General features: G+C 64.9%; 3 protein-coding genes and 2 pseudogenes. 2 read left to right on the top strand and 3 right to left on the bottom strand.

Annotation, left to right across the window (positions count from 1 at the left end):
* Positions 1-317: pseudogene (locus QSG27_RS28105) on the bottom strand (tetratricopeptide repeat protein); the annotation flags it as partial.
* A 494-nt stretch (positions 318-811) separates the two neighbouring features.
* Between QSG27_RS28105 and QSG27_RS28110 the strand changes: the two are divergent.
* Positions 812-1642, top strand: coding sequence for a RibD family protein (locus QSG27_RS28110; protein ID WP_306712052.1), 831 nt, complete (start codon positions 812-814; stop codon positions 1640-1642).
* Between the two features lie 516 nt (positions 1643-2158).
* Positions 2159-2500, top strand: coding sequence for a hypothetical protein (locus tag QSG27_RS28115; RefSeq protein WP_306712054.1), 342 nt, complete (start codon positions 2159-2161; stop codon positions 2498-2500).
* Positions 2501-2528: 28 nt separating this feature from the next.
* Here QSG27_RS28115 and QSG27_RS28120 read toward each other — a convergent pair whose 3' ends face one another.
* Both QSG27_RS28120 and QSG27_RS28125 read right to left on the bottom strand, forming a co-directional pair.
* Entirely contained in the window at positions 2529-3359 is an 831-nt protein-coding gene (locus QSG27_RS28120) for a quinoprotein dehydrogenase-associated SoxYZ-like carrier (protein WP_306712056.1), read from the bottom strand.
* 20 nt (positions 3360-3379) lie between these two features.
* Positions 3380-3589 (bottom strand): annotated as a pseudogene (locus QSG27_RS28125) (quinoprotein relay system zinc metallohydrolase 2); the annotation flags it as partial.

A 3589-nucleotide genomic window follows, 5' to 3' on the forward strand; every position in this document is an offset into this window, starting at 1 on the left:
TGAGCGTTCAGCGGCCGAAGCGTGATCGCGGCGCCGTAGGCGGCGATGGCGTCGTCGAATCGGCCTTGCCCTTTCCGAATCTGAGCCAAACTGGCGTGACACTCGAAAATATCCGGACGCACCGCGATGGCATTGACCAGGAAATTGCCCGCAGCTTCCAAGTCACCCACCCGCCGTCGCAGCGCGCCAAGCGCCATCAGACAGTCAAAATGGTCACGATGAACGTAAAGTATGTTGCGGTAAATGCGTTCTGCCTCTTCCACCCGCCCTAAATTAGTGAACTCAGCAGCTAGGACGAACGCTTGATGCATCGACATGGGGCAGGGGTCCAAGTTGAACGCAGTTTTTGAAGGTGTTTCCATGCATTATATGAAAATACAAATTAAGAAAAAGCAAAAATGAGAATCGAATAGGAAAACTATCGTACGGCGCGAACGTTCGGCGTTGCGCCGTGCTTGCGCACGACCGATCCGCTACCGGAATCCTCTATGCGCGGTGTGATCAAGTTAACTGCCGTTCCTTTGTCCGGTAGGAGAAGCCGTCGGGCTCATGGACCATGATTCCGCTGCCGCCGCGCTCCACGACGCCGGGGTTGGGGCGGTGCCGGGGTGGGGGAGCCCGATTTTCACGAAGACGAAAAGGGCCGTCGCTTCGAGATAGGCGAGGCTGCCGGCGTAACTGAGCGTGGCGGGGCAGGGAATGTCGAATGCGATCACTCTGCCAGCATGTATCCACAAGAACCGAGCCGGTTCGCGCGATTGTGCGAACTGCGGCCAGCGTGCCCATGCTATCGTTGGACATGGCTGCAAGCGTGCTGAGGCTTTTCCCCGGACCGCCGGAAGAGGTTGCGCTGGCAGGGCTGTATCTGGCCGATGCCGTGCACACCCTCGGCAGTTCCGCCGCGCCTTTCGTATACGCAAGCTTCGTGGGCAGCCTGGATGGGCGCATCGCGTCGCGGGACCCATCCACCGGATTCAGCCGCCTTCCGGTCGAGATCATCAACGAGAACGACTTCCGCCTGTTCCTGGAATTGCAGGCCCAGGCCGATTGCCTCGTCACGCACGGCGGATATCTGCGCGACCTTGCGGCTGGCCGGCTGGACGATGTCCTGCAGATCGGGACCCATGGCGTGGGCCGCGACCTCCTGCGCTGGAGGGAGGAGAAGGGCCTGCCCGCCCAGCCCGCGGTGGTGATCGCCAGCGCGAGCCTCGACTTTCCGATGCCGGAATCCGTCGTCCGGCAGGCCCGGCGCGTCCTGATCGCGACGGGCCGGCAGGCGCCGCAGGATCGGGTGGAAGCGTTGCGGGCGCAGGGTTATCCGGTCATCGTCGCTGGAGACGGCGCGTCGGTGGAGGGGGCGCCTTTGGTCCGGGAACTCGGCGGGCTCGGCTTTCGCAGCGTGTATCTGCTGACCGGTCCCCGCATGCTGTCCACCATGCTGCGGGACGGGGCGCTGTCGCGGCTCTACCTGACCATCGCACACCGCCTCATGGGCGGCGAGGACTTCCACACCATGACGGCGGGGCCCCGGTTGGAGGGCGCCGGACGTTTGCGCCTGTCGTCGCTCCATTACGACGCCACGGCGCCGGACGGCGCCGGCCAGTGGTTCGCCCGGTTCGAGCCATTGCGTCCCGCCGGCTAGGAAGGCGCGCCGAGGCGCCTCCGGGACCGCGTTCAGGTGAACCCGGGAAACAAAAACGTCCGGCGGCGGCGGGGCCGGGGTGACCCGCTGCCGCCGGGGAGTCGGTCGCGGACGTGCAACGGTGCCTTGCCGCTACAACTGGGCGCAGGCGTAGGCGTTGATCTCGGTGCCGACGGCGATCACATGGATTTTCGGTTTGCGCCAGGTCTTCATGATGCGCTCCCTCAGATCTCCAACGGGTGAAAAGGACCATCTGCGGTTTCGGTCCTCTTGAGGAAGCCTACCGGCCCGGTGATGGCGCGGCCATCCTACTTATGGATAGCGGAATGGAAAATGCGTAGGGAGATTTTGTTGTGAAACCGAATTAAAATTACTCTTCTTGCTTTGTATTCTAAGAGTCTTTTCTCAGTTCGTCTCCGAATGCGTGCTTGAGGCGGATCGCAGGATCGCCGCAACATGACGGCGCGTCTTCCTGGGAGGACGCGCTCTTGGGCAGAACGGCTTGGACCCGATCCCATGACGAGGACAGTTGCTCCGGTTGCGCTGCTCGCGCTGCTCGCCGGCTTCGGCACGGCGCGGGCCGAGGAAGGCTATCCCACCTACGCCCGCGTCGATTACGTTCTCGGCTGCATGGTTTCCAACGGCCAGGGGCCGGATGTCGTGCGCAAATGCTCGTGCAGCATCGATGAGATCGCCGCGCATTTCCCGTACGACAGTTACGTGGCGATGGAGACCGCGCGGAGCATGCAGGACGCTCCCGGCGAGCGCGCCTCGCTGATGCGCGACGTGGGATGGATCAAGGATCTGCTGAACGAATTCCGGCAGGTTCAGGTCGCTGCCGACCTGAAGTGCTTCTGACCGGTCCGTCCGTGCCGCACCCTTCCGCTTACGAACCGGGGTTGGCGCGGATCGGCCAGCTTTCCTTGAAAACGCGCCCGTTCGAATCCTCGGCGGTGACCTCCAGCGTGCCCTGTTCGTCCGGCACCAGGGAGAAATGGATGCTGGGGTCCTCACTCAGCGAGATGTCGGACTGCACGTCGAGCACCGGCATCCCGTTGTAGCGGATGGCGACGGTCTTCACGTAGTGGGCCGGGATGAAGTAGTAATTGAGCTGGTCGTACTGCATGCCGGTGTAGTTGGGATGGCTGATCAGCAGTTGCGCGATCACCGGTTTTCCCGCGACGATGCTGTCGGGCAGGTTCAGTTTCATCTTGCCCATGCGGGCGACGGCGAGCTGCGCGTTCTTCAGGGCCGGCGCGGAGCAGCCCCCGGACGCCTTGACGAACTGCGCGGTGCGGAGCAGCCGCCCGTCCCCGGTCTCGGCGACGGCGGTGATGTTCGTGTAGGCGTTGACCCGCACGCGGGTGTCGATGGCCTGCGGGCCGTCGCCCCGGGCGAACCGGAAGGTTGCGGCCAGCGGCACCGGATTTTCATCGACGATGAGGTGGACCGCGGTCACCTGGACGCCGCTTCCGGGGGCCGTCACGATCCGGATGGGCACGACCGCCGCGTCGTTGGCGCGCTTCGGCGCCTCCAGGCTGAGGAGCGGCCCGGCGTCCTCGACCGTGCGGCCTGCGAAATACATGTCGCGCAGCATGTCCCAGCGTTCGTCCTGGGGAGAGGCCGCCAGGGCGGTTCCGGCGCTCAGGCACAACCACGCCGCTCCCGCCAGCGTGGTGCCCGCCAGGGCGCTGATGGTCCGGTGCGGTGTCGTCATGGCTTCCTCCCGTCTCATTCCTATTCCAGTTCGGCCCATTCCAGTTCGGCGAAGGCCGCCGTCACGTTGCGCGGGTTGTAGGCGTCGAACAGCCGCCAGCGCGGCGCCTCGTCGGAGGCGACCGTTTCGGTGGCCTGCTGGATGGTGCCGTGGGCGGCCTGGACCGCGCGGACGCCGCCGGCCACCCGCTCCAGGTAGCGGCGCAGGTCGGCCGCCGCGCCCGGCCAGGG

The sequence above is a fragment of the Azospirillum isscasi genome (genome assembly GCF_030849505.1).
GTDB classification, from domain to species: domain Bacteria; phylum Pseudomonadota; class Alphaproteobacteria; order Azospirillales; family Azospirillaceae; genus Azospirillum; species Azospirillum isscasi.